A 21,928-nucleotide genomic window follows, 5' to 3' on the forward strand; every position below is an offset into this window, starting at 1 on the left:
GCCGCCATCATTCCTCAACTTCCGGGTGTTCGATGTCTCCATCTAACCCGGGGCGAGACAGTACTGCTGGGCGTTGTGGTGCAGCCCGGAGTCCCACGCCATGGTTGCCGCGGTTCCGGCGAGTTCCGCCATGAGTTGGAACAGCCCTTGTTCCACCTGGGGCGACTGGTGCTCGTGCAGGAAGCCGGCGACCACGCTCAGCTGCCCGAGGACCGCCTTGCGGTGCAGGCCTCCGCCCACGCGGCGGTCCCAGGCACGGAACGCACGCGCCGATGCCTCGAACTCCTCGACCTCGCGCATGCCCAGCCTGCCCAACTGGCGCGGCCTGGCCATGAGCGTGGCGGGTCCGAGCCATCCGTCCATGCTGTCCAGGAGCCGTCCGCCGGACAGCGGGCGCTGCGGCAAGGGCTTGTCCCGGCCGAGGTCACTCGTGGTGAGCTTGGAGGCCAACGCCACACTGGCGTCACCGGTCCAGCCAGCCGTTCCGGCGTTGCCGGAGGCATTGGAGCCGACGACGCCGCGTGCCGGTCCAGCATCGTCGTCTTCCCACTTGCGTGGTGCCAGACCCAGCATGTGCCCCGGGATGCGCAGCCCGTCCGCGATCCGGCAGACCACTTCGAAGCTGGTGACCTGCGCGCGCCCATGGACGATGAGCGACACCTTGCCCGGCGTGAGCTGACAGGCGGAGGCGATGCGGTTCTGCGAGATGCCGCCGTACTTACCGAAGAGGGCGAACGCCGCAGCAAAGTCATGCTCGGCGAGAGCGAGGCGCACATCCTCACGGCGCAGCACATCGGCCGGCAGCGCCGCAACGGATGGCTCCATCATGGCCCTAATTTCCCACGACGCATGCAGACGGACAAATGGTGTACCCACAACCGTCGAGGTCGCCGGGGTTACCGCCTCGGTAATCCTCGACGGGGATGGGCGCGGAACTCGCGATCAGTGAGAGTCGAGTCCACCCAGGGGATACGCCCGGGGAGACAGCGGGCCGATCGAGGGGACTGTGACCATGGGCACGACAACCACGGACACGATGACAACAACGGCGGGTCTCATCGCGTGCGATGTCGACCACACGCTCTTGCGCACGGGACACGATCCGTCACGGCGGGTGGTGGAGGCGATTGCCGACGTGCGCGAAGCGGGCCACCACCTGGTGCTGGCGACGGGGCGTTCGCTGGCGGGCGCGTTGGTCGCGGCGGTGCAGCTGCGGATCCGGGAGGGATATGTGGTTGCCTCGAACGGCGCGGTCACTGCCTGGATCGCCGAGGGGAAGTGCCGGGTGCTGGAGAAGCGTCCGGCTCCGGCGGAGCGGGCGTTGCGGCATGTCGCGAGCGGAATCGTCGCGGGCCGGTTCAAGGCCGCCGCGGAGATCGTCGGGGTCGGGTACCGCGTGACGTCGAGGTTCCCGGACGACGAGCTGCCCGGCGCGCAGGTGCCCTCCAACCTCGATGGCCTGTGGAAGGAGCCCACGCCGAGGATCGTGCTGCGCGGCCAGGACGTGGCCGAGCGAGTGCTGAGCCTGCGCGCGCTTGGTGTGACGGCGCACGCTGTGGGCCGGAATTGGGTGGATGTGACGGGCGCCGGCCTTTCGAAAGCCACGGCGCTGGAGCAAATCCGCGAACGCCTCGGGGTGCATCCTTTCCGCACGGCGGCAATGGGCGACGGGGGCAACGATGTGGAGATGCTGGAGTGGGCGGCTGTTCCGGTCGGGATGGGGGATGCCGCCGAGGCTGTGAAGGCCGTGGTCGAGGCTCGCCGTGGTGAGATGACCGGCTCGGTGTTCCAGGACGGTGCCGCCCACGCTCTCGGGCATGCGGCGGCCTGGATGACCGACTCGGCCCGCTGCCAGCGGTCCAGGACCCCGGACGGACGCCAGCGCTGTGACCGCCCGGCGGTAAACCGGCTCGGCGCGTACTGGCGGTGCCAGGCGCATGCCGACGAAGAACTGCGGCGACGCAGCAGAGTGCGGTGAGGTCGTCCGCGGAGTCTCGTCCGCCGTCGTGCCGCTACGCGAGGAACGACCACCACAGCACGGCCGAGCAGAGCACGAACATCCCCACGGCGCTCGCGAAGAAGATGCCGAAGTCGCGGGCCCGGACGTGGAAGCCGAGCGCCAGCACGAAGTACACCACCAGCGCCACCGCGGTCACGGCCCCGAGCCCGGGCACCCAGATCCCGGCGACCAGCCCGAGCGCCGCGGCCGCCTTGATCCACGGGAGCACCCACCACCAGTGCTCCGGGAAGTTCACGCCGCGCAGGCACTGGCCCACGGGCCAGTCGCGGGGCTTGACGCAGATCGCGGCATCGACGGCCTGGGCGACAGCCAGGAGCACCACGGGCCAGACCGGGTCGGGCAGAAGGCTCATACGGTGACGCTACGCCGGGCGTCCGTGCTGTTCAACGGGCTGTGAGCCGTTCAACAGCGCGGCGCCGCGCCTGCCTCAGAGGGCCTCGCGGGGGTCCAGGACCTGGGCCACGATCGCCTCGATCGCGAAGGCGCTGGACTCGGCGAGGTCGACCTGGTCCGGGTCCAGGAGCCACTGGACCTGCAGGCCGTCCATCACGGCGAGGATCGAGGCCGCGGCCCGGTCCACGGTCGCGGGCTCGTCGATGCCGCGCTCGTCGCAGATCACGCGGAACGCCTCGCCGACCTCGCGGCGCAGCGTGCGGTAGCGCTCCACGAACCAGTCCCGGGCCGGATGACCCTCGGTGACCGACTCGGCCGAGAGGACGACGTACGCCTGCACGAGCCCGGCGCGCCGGGCGTTGAGCAGCGCGGTGCGCACCAGGTGCCGGAACAGGTCGATGCCGCCGGGGATGTGCTGCCCCTCCAGGTCCTTGACGTCGCTCTCGTCGCGGTACCGGAGCACCTCGAGCAGGAGCTGGTCCTTCGACCCGAAGTGGTGCAGCACGCCGGCGTGGGTCATGCCGACCTGTTCGGCGATCTCCGTGAGCGGGCCCTTGTTGTATCCGCGCGCGCCGAAGGTCGTCATGGCGGCCTCGAGGATCCGCTCGCGCCGGGCGAGGGTCTCCGGGCGTGAGCGTCGGGGCTGTCGCGTCGTCGAGTTCATCGGGGGTCGTTCACACCTTTGTCCTACGTCGTCGTGGTGCGTCGAGTGTAAGCGGTGCGCCGTCGCCGGCGATCGTGACGACACCGTGACACCCCGGCGTTTCACAAAGTTACTTACCGAGTAGTAAGTTGCTCCACGACAGCCACTCTCGATGACGAGGAGTACCGAACGTGACACCGACGTCCCGTCCGAGGCGTAGTGCCTCACGCTCCGTCGCGGCCGCCGCCGCGACACTTGCCGCGACACTGCTGCTCAGCGCTTGCGCGGGCGGCGCCGGCGGCGACGAGTCCACCGCCTCCGGCGACGGCTCGCTCACGATCGCGAAGCCAGACGGCGCGATCACGACCGAATCCAACAACCCCTGGGTGGGCGACTCGTCGGCGCTCACGCTCGGGTACGTCAACGCGATCCTCGAGCCGCTCGCGTTCGTCAACATGGTGAACCCGTCCGACGAGGTCCGCCCGTGGCTCGCCTCCGAGCTCGAGTGGAACGAGGACTACACCGCGCTCACCGTCACGGCGCGCGAGGGCGTGACGTGGAACGACGGCGAGGCGTTCGGGGCCGACGACATCGCGTTCACGTTCGGCCTGCTCCAGGAAAAGCCCGAGCTGGACACCGCGGCGCTCGGCATCGAGGAGGTCACCACCGAGGGCGGCCAGGTGACGATCGCCTTCGCCGGCTCGATGTACGCCAAGCAGGACAAGGTCCTGCACCGGCACATCATCCCCGAGCACGTCTGGGCCGGCGTCGAGGACCCGACGACGTACGAGAACCCCGAGCCGGTCGGCACCGGCCCGTACACCCTGACCGAGTTCACGACGCAGTCCGTCGAGCTGTCGGCGCGCGACGACTACTGGGGCGGTGAGCTCGCCGTGCCGACGCTCTACTACGTGTCGTACAACGACAACACGGCCCTGACCACGGCGCTGGCCAACGGCGAGGCGGACTGGGCGCAGGCGTTCATCCCGAACGTGCAGTCGGCGTACCTCGACGAGGACGAGGACAACGTCTACTGGGCCGCGACCGGCCTCGGCATCGACGCGATGTTCGTCAACACCACCGAGAAGCCGTTCGGCGACGTCGCCTTCCGCCAGGCGATGAACATGGTGATCGACCGCGAAAAGCACGCCGAGATCGCCCGCGAGGGCGGCGTCCCGCCCCTCGCGTCGGTGACCGGCCTCCCGAGCCCGGCGGGCGACGAGTTCCTGGCCCCCGAGTACGCCGGCCAGGCGTACGAGGTCGACGTCGAGGGCGCGATGTCCGTCCTCGAGGACGCCGGTTACACGGGCGTGGGGGAGGAACTCGTCGACCCCGACGGCGATCCGGTCGAGTTCGAGCTCAGCGTCCCGCAGGGCTGGAGCGACTACGTCACGGGCATCAGCCTGATCTCCGACGCCGCGAAGGAGCTCGGCGCCACGTCGACGCTCGACACACCCGACGCCGACTCCTGGTGGGCGGCCAAGATCGAGGGCGACTTCCAGGCCATCCTGCACTGGACCGACACGGGCGCCACCCCGTACGACCTGTACAGCGACACGATGGACGGCCGCTGGCTGGAACCCGTCGGCGAGGCCGCGGACTACAACTTCGGCCGCTTCGACAGCCCGGAGGCGACCGAGGCGCTCGACGCGTACCTGACCGCCACCGATGACGCCGCCCGCGCCGAGGCGCTGGCGGAGGTCCAGGAGATCTTCGTCGAGCAGGTCCCGGTCATGCCGGTGGGCAACCGCCCGTTCATCGGCGAGTACAACACGCGCACCTACGTCGGCTGGCCCGGTGAGGACGACCCCTACACCAGCCCCGATCCGACGCAGCCGTCGGCCGTGCTCATCCTGACCTCGCTCGAGGCCAAGGGCTGACCCTCACCCCGATCCCCGGCCCTGGCGTCGTGTCGCGGCAGCATCGCCCACGACGTCGGGGTACCGCGGACGCAGACAGGAGTTTGTGCGTGAAGAGCGATCCCGTGCTGAGCGTGTCCGGGCTCAGCGTGACCTACGACGTCGACCCGCCGGTCGAGGCCGTGCGCGACGTCTCCCTGACCGTCGGCCGGGGAGAGGTGCTCGGCCTCGCCGGCGAGTCCGGCTGCGGCAAGTCCACCCTCGCCTACGCCGTCCAGCGGCTGCTGAGACCACCCGCGGAGATCACGGGCGGTCACGTGGTGCTGCACGACGTCGACGGCGCCGACGTCGACCTCACCACCCTGCCGCCGGCCGGGATGGACCGGCTGCGCTGGGACCGGATCGCCATGGTGTTCCAGGGCGCGATGAACTCCCTCAACCCCGTGCTGACGGTGGGCGACCAGCTCGCCGACGTGTTCACGAGGCACCGGCCGGGCATGCGCCGGGCGGAACGCACCGAGGCGTGCGGAGCGCTGCTCGACATGGTCGGCGTGGGCGCGGCCCGGCTGCGGTCCTACCCGCACGAGTTGTCCGGGGGCATGCGCCAGCGCGTCATGATCGCGATGGCGCTGGCCCTGCGCCCGCGCCTGCTGGTCATGGACGAGCCGACGACGGCGCTGGACGTGCTGGTGCAGCGGGAGATCCTGCAGGAGATCTCGCGGCTGCGCGAGGAACTCGGGTTCTCGGTCGTGTTCATCACGCACGACCTGCCGCTTCTGCTGGAGATCAGCGACCGCATCGCGGTGATGCGCGCGGGGCGGGTGGTGGAGGCAGCCTCGGCGGCGGATCTCTACCACCGCCCGCGGCACGAGTACACGAAGCGCCTGCTGGCCTCGTTCCCGAGCCTGACGGGCGAGCGCGGCGACTTCGTCCGGAAGGGGGCGGCGGTATGACCACGCTCGAACTGGCCGGGCTGACCAAGCGGTACCGCGTGCGCGGCGCCGGCCACATGCTCGCCCTGGACGACGTCGACCTGGCGATCGCGTCCGGCCGGACCGTGGCCCTGGTGGGGCAGAGCGGCAGCGGCAAGTCCACGATCGCGAGGATCATCACGCAGCTGGAGCGGGAGACGTCCGGCCGGGTGCTGCTCGACGGCGAGCCGATCCCGCGCCACGGCAAGGCCCTGCGTTCCTACCGCCAGCAGGTGCGGATGGTGTTCCAGGACCCGTTCGCCTCCCTGAACCCGTACCACACGGTGCACCACCACATCGCGCGGCCCCTGCTGCTGGACCGGGTCGTGCCGCGCGACGAGGTCGACGACGAGGTGGCGCGGCTGCTGGAGCGCGTCCGCCTGGAGCCCGAGCTCGCGTCCCGGCGCCCGCACGAGCTGTCCGGCGGGCAGCGCCAGCGCATCGCCATCGCGCGTGCGCTCGCCTCCCGGCCGGCGCTGCTCGTGGCCGACGAGCCGGTCTCGATGCTCGACGTGTCGATCCGCCTCGGCGTCCTCAACCTGCTGGCCGAGCTCCAGGAGGCCGACGGGCTCGGCGTCCTCTACATCACCCACGACCTGGCCACCGCCCGCCACTTCAGCGACGAGATCGTCGTGCTGCACCACGGGCGGGTGGTGGAGCGCGGCCCGGCCGACGACGTCATCCTGAACCCGCGGCACGAGTACACGCGCGCGCTCCGGGACGCCTCGCCCGACCCGGAGCGGCACTTCGGCGGCGGCCGGCAACCCGAGACCACCGGGAGCCGCTCATGAGACTCCTCCTGCGCCGCGCGGCGTTCTACCTGTTCACCGCCTGGGCCGCCATCACGATCAACTTCTTCCTGCCGCGCATGCTCAAGGGCGACCCGGTGAGCGCCTACCTGCAGAAGAACCAGGGCCGCATCAGTCCCGAGGCGACCGACGCCCTGCGTACCCTGTTCGGGCTGGACAGCGACAAGTCGCTCGCCCAGCAGTACGCGGACTACTGGGTCCTGCTGTTCAGCGGCGACCTGGGCCGGTCCTTCTCCCACGGCCTCGCCCCCGTCACCGACGTGATCGGTGTCGCCCTGCCGTGGACGGTCGGGCTCGTCGGCATCGCCACCGTGCTGAGCTTCCTGCTCGGCACCACGCTGGGCACGCTGGTCGGCTGGTTCCGCGGCGGCCGCGGCGACGTCATCGTGCCCGTGGCGACGTTCTTCTCCGCCGTCCCGTACTTCTGGATGGGCCTGATCGCCATCGCCGTCTTCGCCACGGGGCTGGGCTGGTTCCCGGCGTCGCACGCCTACTCCAAGGGAACGTCGCCCAGCCTGAGCCTCGAGTTCGTCGGCGACGTCGTCGCGCACGGCACCCTGCCGGCGCTCACGGTCGTGCTCGCCTCGCTCGGCGGCTGGGTGCTGGGCATGCGGAACATGATGATCACCGTCCTCGACGAGGACTACGTCACCGTCGCGCAGGCCAAGGGTTTGAGCCGGCGCCGCGTCGTGTTCGCCTACGCGGCCCGCAACGCGGTGCTGCCGCAGCTGTCGAGCTTCGCGCTCGCGCTCGGCTTCATCGTGGGCGGCACGCTCGTCATGGAGCTCGTGTTCTCCTACCCCGGCGTCGGCAAGCTCCTGCTCGACGCCACCACCGCCAAGGACTACCCGCTGATGCAGGGCCTGTTCCTGGTCATCACCTTGACCGTGCTCGTCGCCAACCTGCTGGCGGACGTGGCCTATGCCGCGCTCGACCCGCGCACCCGGCAGGGGGAGTCCTGACATGCTGACCAACCGCAAGTCCGTCGCGGGCCTCGTCGTCCTCGGCCTGTTCGCGCTGCTCGCCGCGCTGGCCGACGTCGTCGCCCCGTACGGCCCGCTGGAGAAGGACTACACCGCGCTCAAGCAGCCGCCGTCGGCCATGCACTGGCTCGGCACCACCCACCTCGGCGAGGACATCTTCAGCCAGATCGCCTACGGGACCCGCGGCGTGCTGCTCGTGGGACTGACGGCCGGTGTGCTGGCCACGGTCGTCGCCGTGATCGTCGGCGTCAGCGCCGGCTTCCTCGGCGGCTGGCGCGGCGAGTCGCTGTCCGCGCTGTCGAACGTGTTCCTCGTGCTGCCCGCGCTGCCGCTGATGATCATCGTCGCCTCCCAGTACGACGACCCGAGCCTGTTCCTCGTCGCCGCCGTGCTGGCGATCACCGGCTGGGCGTGGGGCGCGCGCGTGCTCCGCGCCCAGACGATGTCGCTGCGCAGCCGCGACTTCGTGCAGGCGGCCCGCGCCAACGGGGAGCCGCTGTGGCGGATCATCACCGTGGAGATGCTGCCCAACCTCACCGCCGTGATCGCGTCCAGCTTCGTCGGCACGGTGACCGCCGCGGTCCTGGGCCTGACCACGCTCGCGTTCATCGGCGTCATCCCGATCACGAACCTGAACTGGGGAACCATCCTGTACTGGGCCCAGCAGAACGGCGCGTTCCCCGACTTCTGGTGGTGGTACGTGCCGGCGGGCCTCGCGATCGCGCTGCTCGGCGCGGCGCTGAGCCTGATCAGTTTCGGCATCGACGAGTACGTCAACCCCCGCCTGCGCTCGGCGGGCGAACGCACCCGTGCCAGAAAGCGCCTGCAGAAGAAGCGAACGAAGAGGAGTCCTGCGTGACCAGCGTCATCGACGTGCCCTATCTCGACACCGCCCTGACCGTCGCCGAGCGGGTCGACGACCTGATCGCCCGGATGACTCCCGAGGAGAAGGTCGGGCAGATGCTCCAGCTCGACGCGCGGGACGACCTCGACGACCATGTGCTGCGGCGACAGGCCGGCTCCGTCCTGCACGCCTCGCCCGCGCGGATCCGGGCCGCGCACGAGCTGACCGACCGCACCCGGCTGCGGATCCCGCTGCTGGTCGCCGAGGACTGCATCCACGGCCACTCCTTCTTCGAGGGGGCCACGATCTTTCCCACCCAGCTCGGCATGGCCGCCACCTGGGACCCGGTGCTCGTCGAGCGGGTGGCGCGGGTGACCGCCGTCGAGGTGAGCGCCACCGGCATCCACTGGACGTTCTCCCCGGTGCTGTGCATCGCACGCGACCTGCGCTGGGGGCGCGTGAACGAGACCTTCGGCGAGGACCCGCACCTGATCGGCGAGCTCGCCTCGGCGGCGGTCCGCGGCTACCAGGGCGACGGCCTGACCGATCCGACGGCGATCCTCGCCGCGGCCAAGCACTTCGCCGGGTACTCCGAGACCCAGGGCGGCCGCGACGCGTCCGAGGCGGACCTGTCCCGGCGTAAGCTGCGCGCCTGGCACCTGCCGCCGTTCGAGCGCGTCGCCCGCGAGGGCTGCCGCACCTTCATGCTCGGCTACCAGACCATCGACGGCGTGCCGATCACCGTGAACAACTGGCTGCTGTCCGACGTGCTGCGCGGCGAGTGGGGCTACACCGGCACCCTCGTCACCGACTGGGACAACGTGGGCCGCATGGTCTGGGAGCAGCGCGTCCAGCCCGACCTCACCGCCGCGGCCACCGCCGCGGTCCGCGCCGGGAACGACATGGTGATGACCACGCCCGGATTCTTCGAGGGGGCGCTCGCCGCCATCGAGGAGGGCCGCCTGGCGTCCGCCGACCTCGACGACGCCGTGCGGCGCATCCTCACCCTCAAGTTCGAGCTGGGCCTGTTCGAGGACCGGCGCCGGCCCGCGCCCGAACGCATCGAGGCCGTCGTGGGCGCCGCCGCGCACACCGAGCTCAACCTGGAGGTCGCCCGCCGTTCCCTGGTGCTCCTGCGCAACGATGGCACGCTGCCGCTCGCGACGGTCCCCACGCCGTCGGGCACGGCGCGCGACCACGCCGTTTCGGGTGATGGTCACGCTCACATCGAGCAAAACGGCGTGGTCGGCGCTGGTACGACGGCGGGCTCCGCCGTGACGCCTGCCGCTGGAACCGCTCCCACGCGGCGGATCGCCGTCGTCGGACCGCTCGCCGACGACGCCGGGACGCAGCTCGGCGACTGGGCCGGGAACTCCGGGCAGGCCGGATGGATCCCCGACGGGCATCCGCGCCACCTGACCACCACCGTGCTGGACGGGCTCCGCGAGCGGGTGCCGGACGGCTGGTCGGTGGCGCACGCCCGCGGCGCCGAGATCCTCGAGCTCACCCCCGACCCCGAGGGCGACACGTTCCCCGACGGGCAGCCGCGGCCCCCGGTCGTCACCTCCGCACCCGTGGACGAGACGCAGCTCGCCGAGGCGGTCGCCGCCGCGCGCGACGCGGACTACGTGGTGGCCGTGGTGGGGGACCGCATCGAGCTCGTCGGGGAAGGCCGGTCCACCGCCACCCTCGAACTGCTCGGCGGGCAGAACGCCCTGCTGGAAGCGGTCGCTGCGACCGGCACCCCGCTGATCGTGGTGCTCCTGGCGTCCAAGCCGCAGGTGCTGCCGCCCGTCGTGGAGGAGTCCGCGGCCGCCGTGATCTGGGCCGCGAACCCCGGCATGCGGGGCGGGCAGGCGTTCGCGGAGCTGCTCCTGGGCGAGATCGAGCCGTCCGGGCGGCTGCCGATCTCGTTCGCCCGGCACGTGGGGCAGCAGCCCACGTACTACAACCAGGTGCGGGGCCAGCACGGCGACCGGTACGCGGACCTCACGCAGCGGCCTGCGTACGCGTTCGGCGAGGGGCTGAGCTACACCACGATCGAGTACGACCGGCTGCGTGTGGCCGACCCGCGGCTCCGGCCCGACGGCGTGGTGCGCGCCGAGGTGAGTGTGCGGAACACGGGCTCACGGCCGGCGCTGGAGACGGTGCAGGTGTACGTGAGCGACCTGGTCACGTCGGCGAGCTGGGCGGACCAGGAGCTCAAGGCGTTCCGCCAGGTGACGGTGGCACCGGGGGAGGAGATCACCGTGGACCTGGAGATCCCGGCCGCGGACTGCACGATCGTGGACGCGGCTGGAGCGCGCGTCGTCGAACCGGGCGACTTCGAGCTGCGCGTCGGCCACTCGTCCAGGCGGGAGGACCAGCTCACGGCTGGCTTCACGATCACCCGGTAGCCCACTGCGCCGGGGGGCGCCGCTCCGGTGAGGTCGGCAGTTCGTCGTGTGATCGGCAGTTCCAGCTGCCGATCACACGACGAACTGCCGACCATGCCAGCGTCTGAGCCGCCACACCGCGGAGAGTCAGCCGAACCAGCGCATCGAGCGGCCGTGCGGGTGCGACCAGGCGACCGCGCGGCCGTCCACCGCGAGGGCGAGCGTCGTTCGGTCCGGCGGTTCGGGCGCGCCGTCCAGCACGCTCGGGATGACCTTCAGGCCCTCGTTGCTCACCCAGCGGCAGGCGCCGTCGGACACGAGGCGGCGCATCATCGTGTCGAAACGCTCGCGGTCCTCGGGCGGGAGATACGCGACGACGGCGCTGTGGAACACGACGACCTCGCCGTGCCGGGACGCGTCGGCGACCAGGAGCGGCAGGTCCGTCAGGATGTCGCCCCGCTCCAGGTGCGGCGGCTCCGCCCGCGCGATCTCGATCGCGTGGCGCAGGCGCTCGCGGCGGTCGTCGTGCTCGGGCCAGACGAGGATCTCGAGCCAGGCCATCTGGTCCTTGTCGCGGACGTCCAGCGGGTTGAGGTCGAGGCCGCCGCGCCAGGTGATCTCAGGCAGGGCGGTCGGGAGCGCGAGGTCGCCGCGGACCGGGCAGGCGAGCCGTGGTTCGGGGCCGACGACGGCGGTCCGCGCGTTCCGCGTTCCGGTGGCGGTCCAGTCGTAGCCCCACCGGTCCGGGTAGAGGCACAGCCCGGCGCTCGCACCCGCCTCGACGAGGGCGAGCGGCCGCCGCCCCGCCTCGATGGACAGCCGGGCGAAGACGGGGGTGAGCGTCGCCAGCCGCCCGGCCTCGTTGGTCTGGGTGGAGCGTTCGAGGATCGTGGCGCGGATCGTGCCGTCGTCGTCCAGCAGCGCCGACCGCAGTGCCTCGTACGGACCGGGCGCCTCGACGCCGTGGAACCGGGCGGCCGCGAACACGAGATTGGGCTGCTTCTTGATGCCCGGCAGGCCCGAGATCCATCTCAGGACGTCCTGGTCGGCGGCTACCGCGTGTCCCCACTGCTCGAAGCAGTGGGAGGCGGACGCGGCGGCGTACTCGGCGAACTCGGTGTACTGGGCGGCGACGTCGGCGTACAGATCCAATGCGGTCTCCTGCGGCTCGGCGATGCGGGGTGGGGGCGCTGTGGCCTGCCTCGATGATCCGGGGGACGAGGGTGATCCCGTGCAGCCTAACGCCACCGGGCGAGGGCGATCACAGGTGGTGCGACGTTGTCGGCCGTGCCGACGGGCCCGGTCCGCAGCCGTCGATATCAGGGCTGGAGCGTCAGGACATACTTCCGATCTGCGGGGGTGAGGGCTCGCTCCAGTTTTCCGTCCAAGGCGACCAGGACACCGTTGTAGTGGGCGCGCCTCGCTCGGGAGAGGCGGGCCGGGAACCCCGCGGCGTCACCCCTCCGCGAGGCGAGCCGGGAAGCCGCCCGTGGCGACCGGGCCCCAGCGGTCGACGGTGATGCGGATGAGCGACTTGCCCTGCGTGACCATGGCCTCGCGGTACTCGTCCCAGTCGGGGTGCTCCTTGCCGGCGGCGACGCGGTAGTACTCGACGAGCGGCTCCACGGACTCGGGGATGTCCAGCACCTCGGCGGTACCGTCCACCTGCACCCAGGCGTCGCCGAAGTCGTCGCCGAGCGCGAGGAACGAGGCCTCGGGCCGGCGTCGCAGGTTCGCGACCTTGGCCCGGTCCGGATAGGTCGAGACGACGACGCGTCCCGCGCCGTCCACCCCGAACGTCACGGGCGACAGCTGGGGCCGGCCGTCGGAGCGGGTGGTGACGAGGACGCCGTTGTGCCGCGAGCGCAGCACATCGAGGAGCTCGTCGCGGCTGACCTTGGTGTTCGTGGCGATGGTGCGAGGCATGGAAGCAGCGTACGTCGCGGAGGAGGGCCGAGGCGTGCCGCCGTCGTGACGCGGACCTCTCGGCCTGGAACCCCGGCGGCCGACGCCCGCGACCGGGTGAATTCCGGCGCGAGGCGGGTGAAGAGTGTCCGATATGGGGCCAAGGCGGCGGATCCGGGTATCACGCCCTGCTAGGTTCTCCTGGTTTGGCGCGGCGCCCGGCCGTGCCGATGGTGTCGATGGATGGTGGAAACATGGGTTTCTGGGAGCCCGGACCCTTGGTGCGGGCCGCCGAGGAGGCGGCCGCGACGAAGCAGTGGCCGGCGGTCGAGAAGGTCGTCCTGGACGCGGCGCCGGCCGAACGGCGGTTCGGGATCGGCGCGCTCGCGGCTCTGGACGGCGTGGAGGACGTTCTCGAACCCGAGTATGCGTCGGTGCCGTCGTCCCTCCTGGCCGCGTGCCTGGCCTGGCGGAACATCGAGAAGGGCTGGACCGCGCGCTCGACGGCGCGGGCGAAGGACGTGTCCGCCCGGCAGTTCCGGGCGTTCTTCGAGTTCCTCCGGCGGGCCGAGGGGGTGGCGTTCGAGTCCCACCTGCGGGACCCCGCCGACGTGAACGTCGGTGAGGCCCGGATCGTCTGCGCGCGGGCGCTGCAGATGGGTGCGGACGAGACGCTGCGGCGCTACGACCTGCTGGCCGAGCACGCGCCGGAAGGCACAGACCTGCTCAACGCCCAGGAGCTCGTGCTCGAGACCTTGTCCCCGTGGTGGGCCGGTTCACGGTCCCACGTGGACGAGTTCACCGACCGCTGTCTCGCTGTCGCCCCGCCCGGCACGCCGTCGGCAGGTCTCGACGTCCTGCGGGTGGCCCGCCATTTCCGCGCGCCGCTCTACGAGGACGCCTCCGACCGCGAGGCGGCGAGGTATCTCACGGCGCCCGAGGTGCGCGACCGGCTCGTGGCGGCCGCCGCGGTGTCCGTGCTGCATCCCGGGTTCCCCGACGGGCCCTCGCGGACGCACCTGCATCACGAGCTCGCCGTCCTGCTGTCCCTGGGCGGCCACCATGCCGCCGCCCGGCCGCACTTCGAGGCGCTCGGCGAGACGGAGCCCGCCACGGGATCGCTGCTCGCGGTCGGCGGCCGGACCTACGCCAGGTATCGCAAGGCCGCGATGAGGGCGGCAGGGGAGGGAACCCGATGACCACCAAGGACCTGACGTTCGAGCGGACCACGGTCTGCGGCCTGGACGCACTTGTCGCGCCCGGTGACGGCGAGCTGCGCGCCGGTCTCGTCTTCCGCGTCGGAACGGCCGACGAGACCTGGGCGACCAGCGGCATCACGCACCTTCTCGCGCACGTGGCGCTGTACGACGCGGGGGCCCCGCACGACGTCATGGACGTCGGCGCCACCACGACGGGGTTCCTCTTTTCCGGAACTCCCGGCGAGGTGGTCACGGCGATGAACGACGTCGTGCGTCGGCTGCGGGAGATCCCGCACGACCGGGCGCCCGTCGTCCTGCCGCTAATCGCCGCGGAGACGGCGTCGAACGGTCCTCTGGCGGCTGCCCGTGCGGAGCGGTACGGCAGCAGGACGCACGGCCTGGTCGAGGAGGCCGGGCTCGGCCAGATGGATCCTGCGCGTGTCGAGGCATGGGCCCGCGGCCGGTTCACTCGCGACAACGCGGTGCTGTGGGTCGCCGGCGAGGTGCCGGACGGGCTGGATCTGTCCCTGCCGGACGGCAACCGGGTGCCGCCCCCGGAGCCGGAGTCGGCGCTGCGGGAGAGTCCGGCGTGGTTCAGGCTTCCCGGGCGGCACGTCATCTGGGACGCCGTCGTGAGCAGGACGCCCGCACTCGGGGTGTTCGCCGCCGTGGCCCAGGAAGCCCTGTACCGCGACCTGCGGGTGGAGGGCGGATGGACCTACGACGCCGGCGTCGTCGACGGGCCGCGCGATGCCAGCACCTCGCACATGACCCTGTACGCCGACGCGCATCCGGAGAAGGTCGAGGTGGTCACCGGTGCCTTCTGCGAGGTCGTGGGGCGCCTTCGCGCCCACGGGGTCGCGGTGGAGGATCTGGAACGGGCGCGCGCCCGGCTCCTGAGGTCGCTCGACGAGGCACCCGGCGAGCACGTGCTGCTCGGCACCCATGCCGTCGACCTGTTGCTCGGCCGGGAACTCCGGGACCTGGGCAGGCGCCGTGCCGAGATCCGTGCCGTCACCGCGGAGGCGGTCGACGCCGTGGCCCGGCAGGTCTGGGAGACGGGGCTCCTCGGCGTGCCGGGCGAGGGGCGCGGCTGGGCGGGGCTCCCCGAGACGCCCCAGGTGTCCGGGCACGCGGTCGCGGGACAGCGGTTCGACCGCCTCGACCTCGACGCCACCCTGGTGATCGGTGAGGAGGGTGTCTCGATGCTCCTGCCCGAGGGACCGGTCACCGTGCGCTACGACGACTGCGTGATGCTCACGGTCTACCCGGACGGCGGGCGCCGCCTGGCAGGCGGCGACGGGTTCGCCGTCCCGGTGGAGCCCGTGCTGCACGACGGCCTGTGGCCGGGGACGGTGGAGCGGATCGACGCGAGCGTGAGCCCGGAGGTGATCGTGCACGCGCCCGCCCGGCACGAGCCGCCGGTACGGCCGGACCCCGCGCGGATCAAGCAGGTCAAGGAGGCCCGCCAGCAACGTGAGGTGTCGCAACTGCTTCCGGTGGACGGGACACGGGCGGGACACGAGACGGCGTCCAAGGAGCTCTCCCGGCGGGGGACCTACGCACTGCTCGTCCTGATCCTGACCCTGGGCGGACTACTGCTGTGCCTCGGGGCCCTGGTGGCCTCGATCCTCGTGAAGACCGGCGTGCTCACGGGCGGCGCCTGGCTGATCCCGGCCTGGATCGTCCCGGCCGCGGCCGTCGTGGTCGGGACGATCCTCGGGCTCCGAATGGCGGAGGCCGACAAGGACGGTGCGCCATGAGCACGCTGACACGCCTTCCGTTCGACCCGTGGGCGCGCGCACCGCACCTGACAGCCCTGCGGGACGCGGTGCTGTCCGGCGACGTCGCGAGGCTGTCGGCGGGCCTGGACGCGCTGAAGGGCGACGAGCTCTCCTTCGCGATCAGCATCCTGGCGGATCTGGGCATCCTGGAGCGGCGGCTGGCCCCGCACCTGGAGACCGGGCACGCCACCCCGGCCGTGGAGGTGCTGCTGGCACAGCATCACGTCGTCGAGGGCTGGCGGATCCGTTCCGCGTCCAGGGCCGAGCAGGTGTCCACCGACCAGTTCGCACGCTTTCACGCGCGGCTGCGCCTCGCCGAGGGGCACCTGCTGGAGGTGTGCGCACGCCATCCGGAGTTCCTGCCGGCCTGGGAGGTTCGCATCACCACGGCCCGCGGGCTCGAACTGGGTCTGTCCGAGGGGCGGCGGCGCTACGACCGGGTCCGGGCGCTGGACCCGTGGTGCTATTCGGCGCAGGCCGCGTTCCTTCAGCAGATCTGCCCCAAGTGGGGTGGTTCCTGGCAGGCCGCCCATGCCTTCGTCGCCGAGTGCCGCGACGGGGCACCACCCGGGACGCTCAGCCCGGCGGTCGGCGTGGACCTGCACCTGGAGCACTGGATCGACCTCGACGGCGGGCGGTCCGGCATGCACTATCTCCGGCAGCCCGCCGTCCTGGAGGACCTCAGGACCACAGCCATGGCCACCGTCTGGCACCCGGACCACGTGCCCGGCCCGTCGACGGCGACCGTGCACGCGAACCTCGCGATGGCCTTCGCGCTCGCCGGGATGCCCGACCTGGCGGCGCCCCACTTCCGCGCGCTCGGGGACACCCCGGCCGAGGGCCTGTGGGCCTACACCGCCGATTCGGCGGGCGAGTACCGGAAATACCGCGCCGCGGCGCTGGGAACGGAAGGTGGACGATGACCGGGACGACCGACGCGCCCATCACGGCCGGCGGGACGAACACGGGGACCGGTGGGACGACAGCACCGCTCCGGGTCGCCGACCTGATCTCCACCGGCGAGGTGGACGGGATCCCCGTGCTGTACGCCCCGTGGCGCGAGAACCAGGTGACCGGCGGACTGGTGTTCCGCGTCGGGCAGGCGGACGAGACGCTCGCGACGCGCGGGATCACCCACCTCGTGGAGCATCTCGCCCTGCACGGCCAGAACCTCGCCGAGACGCACCACAACGGCGTCACGAGCGACATCACCACCACGTTCCACGTCAGCGGCACGCTCGACGAGGTCGTCGACCATCTCAACCAGGTGTGTGCCGCCTTGCGGGACCTGCCCGTGCACAGGATCGGGACCGAGAAGGAGATCCTCCGCACCGAGGCGGCGGGCCGCCAGGGCGGGATCACGCAGGCCATGCGGATCGAGCGCTACGGCGCCTCGGCCTACGGCCTGCCGGGCTACGCGGAGCTCGGGCTCGACCGGCTCGGCCCGGACGAGGTGCTCGACTGGGCGCGCACCCGGTTCACCCGTGACAACGCCGTGCTCTTCCTCACCGCGGACGACATTCCGGAGGGCCTCGACCTGCGCCTTCCCCAGGGCCGGCGCCGGCCCGCGCCCGACCCGTCGTCGGCGCTCGCCGGCGGCTCACCCGCGTACTTCTGCGGTGCCGCGGGAGGGGCCGTGCTCGACGCGGTGGTCCCGCGAAGCCCCTCCGCGAGCCTCTTCGCCCAGGTCGCCGGCCGGGCGCTGTTCAGCGACCTGCGGCAGGACGGCGGCTACTCCTACCGGCCGGACGCCGACTACTCCCCGCGGGACGGGAGCTCGGCGGTGGTCACCCTGTCCGCCGACGCGCTCCCGGACAAGCAGGACGCCGTCGTCGGCGGCATGATCGACACGCTCGCCCGGCTCCGGCTGGGGACCATCGAGCCCGAGGAACTGAAGGCCGCCAAGGAGAGGATGCGCAAGCTGTACGACGTCCCCGACCGCGGAGCGAAGATGCTGCCCCGGGCGTGCGTGGACGTCCTCCTGGGCCTGCCGGTCCTGGACCCGGAGCAGCACCTGGCCGAGGCCGAGGCGGTGACGGTCGAGGACCTGCGGGCAGTGGCGCGGCAGGTCTGGGAGAGCGCGTTGCTGCAGATGCCCGCGCGAGGCGCCGACTGGGCCGGAATGGTCTCGACCCCCCAGTGGTCGGACGCGCCGGTCGCGGGGACCTCCTTCCGGGCCGAGGAAGGGGAGACGACGCTGCGTATCGGGACCGACGGCGTGTCGCTCGTGACACCGGACGGCCCGGTCACCGTCCGTTTCGCCGAGACGGCCGCGATGATCGCGTTCGCGGACGGCGGCCGGACGCTGATCGGCCTCGACGGTTTCCGTGTCGCGGTGGAACCCACGCTGTTCCGCGGGTTGACACCCGAGACGGTGTCCCGGCTGGTGGACGGCGGGGTCCCGCCACACCTGGTGATATCCCGGACCCGCGATCCGCAGCGCGTGCCGCAGCCGCTGCCGGTGGACAAGCCTCGGCCCGATCACGGCGCGCGACTGGCGCGCCTCGGGATCGCCATGGTGCACGCGGTCGGCTGGGCGATTCTCGCGTTCCTGGCCTTCGTGGTCGTGACGGTGACGTTCGGCGTCGTCGAGAGAGCGGTCGGGCAGAGCCTCACTGTGCCATGGCTGGCGACGATGGGCCTGATCGTCGCCGGCGTGGTCGCGTGGCGCGTCCTCCGGCGCCGCCGGCGCCGGAGGTGAGCCCGCGGGCACCGGCCCGCCTGTGGAAATCGGAAGGTTCCGTGCCTGCCTCAGCGACTAGACTCGCTTTCGCGTACCGCGCGTACGCTCACTCGTCGTCGCCCGCGGTTCATCCCCGGCGCGGCGGTACCACACCTTCCGTACGAAAGGACTTCCTCCGTGCTCCGCACTCACACGGCCGGCTCATTGCGGGCCGAGCACATCGGTCAGACCGTCACCCTCTCGGGCTGGGTCGATCGCCGTCGTGATCACGGGGGAGTGGCCTTCATCGATCTGCGGGACGCGTCCGGCATCGCCCAGGTCGTCATCCGCGACGAGGAGACCGCGCACCCGCTGCGCTCCGAGTACGTGCTGCAGGTGACCGGTGAGGTCGCCCGGCGTCCCGAGGGCAACACGAACCCGAACCTCGCCACCGGCGAGATCGAGCTCATCGCGAGTGACGTCGTCACGCTCAACGAGTCGGCGCCGCTGCCCTTCCAGGTCTCGACGGCGCTCGCGGACACCGAGCAGATCGGCGAGGAGGCGCGTCTCAAGCACCGCTACCTCGACATGCGCCGCCCGGCGCAGGCGCGCGCCCTCAAGCTGCGCGCCCAGCTCAGCCGGGCCGCCCGGCGGGTGCTGGAGGCGCACGACTTCACCGAGGTCGAGACACCGACCCTGACGCGTTCGACGCCGGAGGGCGCGCGCGACTTCCTGGTCCCGGCGCGCCTCGCCCCGGGCTCCTGGTACGCCCTGCCGCAGTCGCCGCAGCTGTTCAAGCAGCTCCTGATGGTCGGCGGCCTGGAGCGGTACTACCAGATCGCGCGCTGCTACCGCGACGAGGACTTCCGCGCCGACCGGCAGCCGGAGTTCACGCAGCTCGATGTCGAGATGAGCTTCGTGGACCAGGACGACGTCATCGCGCTGACGGAGGAACTGCTCGCGGAGATCTGGAAGCTGATCGACGTCGAGGTGCCGCGTCCGATCGAGCGCATCACCTACGCCGAGGCGATGCGCCTGTACGGCACGGACAAGCCGGACCTGCGGTTCGGGAACCCGATCACGGAGCTCACGGACTACTTCCGGGCGACGCCGTTCCGGGTGTTCCAGGCCGAGTACGTGGGCGCCGTCGTGATGAAGGGCGGGGCGGGCCAGCCGCGCCGCCAGTTCGACGCCTGGCAGGAGTGGGCCAAGCAGCGTGGCGCCAAGGGGCTGGCGTACGTGACGTTCAGCGACGAGGGCGAGCTCGGCGGTCCCGTCGCGAAGAACCTGTCCGACACGGAGCGCGAGCACCTCGCGAAGGTCACCGGCGCCGAGCCGGGCGACGCCGTGTTCTTCGCCGCGGGCAAGACCGCCGCATCCCGCGGGCTGCTGGGCGCCGCCCGCCTGGAGATCGCGAAGAAGACCGGCGAGCTCGACGAGGACGCCTGGTCCTTCGTGTGGGTCGTGGACGCGCCGCTGTTCAAGCCGGCCGGCGAGGACGACGACATCGACGTCGGCCACTCCGCCTGGACCGCCGTGCACCACGCGTTCACCTCGCCCAAGCCGGAGTGGCTGGACCGCTTCGAGCAGGACCCGGGCAGCGCGCTGGCCTACGCCTACGACATCGTCTGCAACGGCAACGAGATCGGCGGCGGGTCCATCCGTATCCACCGCCGCGACGTGCAGGAGCGCGTGTTCGACGTCATGGGCATCGGCCATGAGGAGGCGCAGGAGAAGTTCGGCTTCCTGCTGGAGGCGTTCAAGTTCGGCGCCCCGCCGCACGGCGGTATCGCGTTCGGCTGGGACCGTATCGCGGGCCTGCTGGCGGGTGTGCCGTCGATCCGCGACGTCATCGCGTTCCCGAAGTCCGGCGGCGGCTACGACCCGCTGACCGACGCGCCCGCCCCGATCACGCCGGAGCAGCGCAAGGAGGCGGGCGTGGACGCCGTGCCGGAGCCGCGCGCGGGCTCCACGGCGGAGCCGGTCGCTGCCGTGAAGTGACGTGACGGCGACCGGTTTCGGTATGGTTGGACCACTTTGCCTGCGAGCTGAGAGGCCTTTTTGACCATGTCGACCAACTACCCCGGCGGCCCGTCGTCCCCGTACGAGCCGCAGGGCGGCGGGCCCGAACAGCCACCCGGGTCTCCCCAGCAGCCGGGGCAGTATCCGTACCCGCCCTCCGGGCCGGCGGGGCCCGCACCGGGTCAGGCCGCCGTGCCCTACGCCGGAGCGCCCTATGCCCAGTACGCTCCTGCCCCGCCGAAGAACGACCTCGGGACCATCTCCCTCGTGTGCGGGATCCTCAGCTGGATCGTGTGCCCCCTCGTCCTCGGCATCGTCGCGATCGCCACGGGCAACGCGAGCAGGAAGGCCATCCGGGAGGGGCTGGCGAACAACCCGGGCTCGGCGACCGCCGGGCTCGTCCTGGGCTGGCTCAACGTCGGCCTGGTCGGCGCGTTCCTGCTCATGTGGCTCGCCTGGGTGGTGTTCGCGGTCCTGTTCGTCGGTGCAGGCGTGGTGAGCGGCAGTTGATCACGCATCCCGCCGGCATCCCGGCCGGCCCGATCCGCCCGGAGCGGGTCGCGGACGCGACGTGACGGCGCTGGCCGACGGCGGCCGTGGCGGGACCGATCAGGCCGGCCGCGACCGCCTCCGGGCAGGGTCCGGGCTCGCCCACCCCTTCCTGCGGACGCTCGACAGCGGCCTGCCCGTGGTGGGGTGCTGGACCGAGGACGGGCGGGTACGCATCCCGCCCGGCGACCGGGACGCGCCCGCCGGCGACCGGGACGATCAGGGTGCGCCGGCCGTGCTCGAACTCGAGCGGGGCTCCGGCGGTTCCGTCCTGACCGCGGTGGGGGAGCCGGTCCGGCTGGCGCCGGTGCTCCAGCGTGTCTCGGGCGACCTGACGACCTCGCCGCGCGCCGTCACGATCACCCGGGGGACCGGTGAGCACGCCCTCGCGACGCTGGACGCCTGGGGGCTCGCGAAGGGCGGCGAGTGGGACCGGCTGGCGACCGTGGAGGCTCCGCGGACCCCTGTCGAAGCGGTGGTGGAGCGTCTCGACCCGGAGCGCGACCACGACGCGATCACGGAACTGCTGGCCGTCGCGAGCCCCACGACCGATCACAGCGCCGACCAGCCCGGGCACACCTGGTACGGCGTCCGCGCTCCCGACGGCACGCTCTCCGCGGTCGGCGGGTCCGTCCTGCGGGACGGGCCCGACGGGTCGTTCGCCCATCTCGGCGGCATCGCGACCCGGCCCGCGCTGCGCGGCAGAGGGCTCGCCTCGGCCGTGACCACCCGTCTCACCGCGGAGGGGATCGCCGTGCACGGCATGGTGACGCTCGGGATGTATGCGGACAACACGGCAGCACGCCGCGTGTACGAGCGGCTCGGATTCCGGGTGATCCACGAGGTCGAGACCTGGCGGCCGCGCGCGTGACGCGGAAACGCCCGGTGATACACCGGGCGGAGTGCCGTC

At 71.9% G+C, this 21,928-nt stretch carries 19 protein-coding genes; 14 read left to right on the forward strand and 5 right to left on the reverse strand.

Features of this window, described 5'->3' with window-relative positions; all coding sequences use genetic code 11:
- Positions 1 to 42: 42 nt before the first annotated feature.
- Positions 43 to 828, reverse strand: coding sequence for a hypothetical protein (locus ACYVK5_RS12685; protein WP_460705441.1), 786 nt, complete (start codon positions 826 to 828; stop codon positions 43 to 45).
- A 184-nt stretch (positions 829 to 1,012) separates the two neighbouring features.
- On the opposite strand from ACYVK5_RS12685, the gene ACYVK5_RS12690 reads away from it, so the two are divergent.
- The gene (locus tag ACYVK5_RS12690; RefSeq protein ID WP_460705443.1) at positions 1,013 to 1,978 is read left to right on the forward strand and encodes an HAD family hydrolase; all 966 of its coding nucleotides are present in this window, start codon (positions 1,013 to 1,015) and stop codon (positions 1,976 to 1,978) included.
- Positions 1,979 to 2,012: 34 nt separating this feature from the next.
- Here the strand turns inward: ACYVK5_RS12690 and ACYVK5_RS12695 are convergent, their stop codons facing one another.
- A complete protein-coding gene (locus ACYVK5_RS12695) occupies positions 2,013 to 2,372 on the reverse strand; it encodes a DoxX family protein (RefSeq protein ID WP_460705445.1) in 360 nt (119 codons plus the stop codon).
- A gap of 75 nt (positions 2,373 to 2,447) precedes the next feature.
- Positions 2,448 to 3,077: a TetR/AcrR family transcriptional regulator gene (locus tag ACYVK5_RS12700; protein WP_460705447.1), complete on the reverse strand. Its 630-nt coding sequence runs from the start codon at positions 3,075 to 3,077 to the stop codon at positions 2,448 to 2,450.
- 170 nt (positions 3,078 to 3,247) lie between these two features.
- Between ACYVK5_RS12700 and ACYVK5_RS12705 the strand changes: the two genes are divergently transcribed.
- From ACYVK5_RS12705 to ACYVK5_RS12730, 6 genes are all read left to right on the forward strand, one after another.
- Positions 3,248 to 4,936, forward strand: a complete 1,689-nt coding sequence (locus tag ACYVK5_RS12705; RefSeq protein WP_460705449.1) for an ABC transporter substrate-binding protein — start codon at positions 3,248 to 3,250, stop codon at positions 4,934 to 4,936.
- A gap of 89 nt (positions 4,937 to 5,025) precedes the next feature.
- Positions 5,026 to 5,868 carry an ABC transporter ATP-binding protein gene (locus tag ACYVK5_RS12710; RefSeq protein WP_460705451.1) on the forward strand — a complete coding sequence of 281 codons (843 nt, stop codon included), beginning with the start codon at positions 5,026 to 5,028 and terminating at the stop codon, positions 5,866 to 5,868.
- Positions 5,865 to 6,677: an ABC transporter ATP-binding protein gene (locus ACYVK5_RS12715; RefSeq protein ID WP_460705453.1), complete on the forward strand. Its 813-nt coding sequence runs from the start codon at positions 5,865 to 5,867 to the stop codon at positions 6,675 to 6,677. Before ACYVK5_RS12710 ends, ACYVK5_RS12715 begins: the two co-directional genes overlap by 4 nt.
- Entirely contained in the window at positions 6,674 to 7,657 is a 984-nt protein-coding gene (locus ACYVK5_RS12720) for an ABC transporter permease (protein WP_460705455.1), read from the forward strand. The genes ACYVK5_RS12715 and ACYVK5_RS12720 overlap by 4 nt, the downstream gene beginning before the upstream one ends.
- 1 nt (position 7,658) lies before the next feature.
- Entirely contained in the window at positions 7,659 to 8,537 is an 879-nt protein-coding gene (locus ACYVK5_RS12725) for an ABC transporter permease (RefSeq protein ID WP_460705457.1), read from the forward strand.
- The gene (locus ACYVK5_RS12730; protein ID WP_460705459.1) at positions 8,534 to 10,918 is read left to right on the forward strand and encodes an exo-beta-d-1,3/1,6-glucosidase; all 2,385 of its coding nucleotides are present in this window, start codon (positions 8,534 to 8,536) and stop codon (positions 10,916 to 10,918) included. Before ACYVK5_RS12725 ends, ACYVK5_RS12730 begins: the two co-directional genes overlap by 4 nt.
- 126 nt (positions 10,919 to 11,044) lie before the next feature.
- Here the strand turns inward: ACYVK5_RS12730 and ACYVK5_RS12735 are convergent, their stop codons facing one another.
- The gene (locus ACYVK5_RS12735) at positions 11,045 to 12,049 is read right to left on the reverse strand and encodes a DUF2332 domain-containing protein (protein ID WP_460705461.1); all 1,005 of its coding nucleotides are present in this window, start codon (positions 12,047 to 12,049) and stop codon (positions 11,045 to 11,047) included.
- 303 nt (positions 12,050 to 12,352) lie between these two features.
- Entirely contained in the window at positions 12,353 to 12,823 is a 471-nt protein-coding gene (locus ACYVK5_RS12740; RefSeq protein ID WP_460705463.1) for a PPOX class F420-dependent oxidoreductase, read from the reverse strand.
- Between the two features lie 233 nt (positions 12,824 to 13,056).
- Here ACYVK5_RS12740 and ACYVK5_RS12745 point away from each other — a divergent pair, with 233 nt between their 5' ends.
- The 7 genes from ACYVK5_RS12745 to ACYVK5_RS12775 all read left to right on the forward strand — a co-directional run bounded on the left by ACYVK5_RS12745 (position 13,057) and on the right by ACYVK5_RS12775 (position 21,889).
- Positions 13,057 to 14,001, forward strand: a complete 945-nt coding sequence (locus tag ACYVK5_RS12745) for a hypothetical protein (protein WP_460705465.1) — start codon at positions 13,057 to 13,059, stop codon at positions 13,999 to 14,001.
- Positions 13,998 to 15,764 (forward strand): M16 family metallopeptidase, encoded by a 1,767-nt coding sequence (locus ACYVK5_RS12750; RefSeq protein ID WP_460705467.1) that lies wholly within the window; start codon positions 13,998 to 14,000, stop codon positions 15,762 to 15,764. The genes ACYVK5_RS12745 and ACYVK5_RS12750 overlap by 4 nt, the downstream gene beginning before the upstream one ends.
- On the forward strand, positions 15,761 to 16,708 hold the full coding sequence (locus ACYVK5_RS12755) for a hypothetical protein (RefSeq protein WP_460705469.1): 948 nt from the start codon (positions 15,761 to 15,763) through the stop codon (positions 16,706 to 16,708). Before ACYVK5_RS12750 ends, ACYVK5_RS12755 begins: the two co-directional genes overlap by 4 nt.
- Entirely contained in the window at positions 16,705 to 18,486 is a 1,782-nt protein-coding gene (locus ACYVK5_RS12760) for a M16 family metallopeptidase (protein ID WP_460705471.1), read from the forward strand. The genes ACYVK5_RS12755 and ACYVK5_RS12760 overlap by 4 nt, the downstream gene beginning before the upstream one ends.
- A 159-nt stretch (positions 18,487 to 18,645) precedes the next feature.
- Positions 18,646 to 20,448, forward strand: a complete 1,803-nt coding sequence (gene aspS, locus ACYVK5_RS12765) for an aspartate--tRNA ligase (protein WP_460705473.1) — start codon at positions 18,646 to 18,648, stop codon at positions 20,446 to 20,448.
- A 66-nt stretch (positions 20,449 to 20,514) separates the two neighbouring features.
- Positions 20,515 to 20,979: a DUF4190 domain-containing protein gene (locus ACYVK5_RS12770; protein WP_460705475.1), complete on the forward strand. Its 465-nt coding sequence runs from the start codon at positions 20,515 to 20,517 to the stop codon at positions 20,977 to 20,979.
- Between the two features lie 61 nt (positions 20,980 to 21,040).
- A complete protein-coding gene (locus ACYVK5_RS12775; protein WP_460705477.1) occupies positions 21,041 to 21,889 on the forward strand; it encodes a GNAT family N-acetyltransferase in 849 nt (282 codons plus the stop codon).
- Positions 21,890 to 21,928: the final 39 nt, after the last annotated feature.

It is taken from the genome of Myceligenerans halotolerans (assembly GCF_054782975.1).